A 271-nucleotide genomic window follows, 5' to 3' on the forward strand; every position below is an offset into this window, starting at 1 on the left:
GCATTCCCCTGAAGGCCATCAAGTGGATGTTCCAGGAACATGCCCCGCTGGCCATCCGCCCGGACGGTACGCTCAACCAGCTGCGCTGGATGTGGCAGATGCTGCGCAACTGCAATGCCGAAAGCTACGCCGTCAACAAGGAACGCATGGTGCGCCTGGCTGAATACAGCCGCGACTGCCTGCGCGACCTGCGCGCCGATGTCGGCATTCCCTATGAAGGCCGCCAGCAAGGCACGCTGCAACTGTTCCGCTCGCAGGAACAGCTCGATGG

The 271-nt window shown here is 62.7% G+C and carries 1 pseudogene; it reads left to right on the forward strand.

Annotation, left to right across the window (positions count from 1 at the left end):
• Window positions 1-271 (forward strand): annotated as a pseudogene (locus ACZ3HH_RS30075) (D-amino acid dehydrogenase); the annotation flags it as partial.

Source organism: Pseudomonas sp. PME37.24/025 (assembly GCF_055556615.1).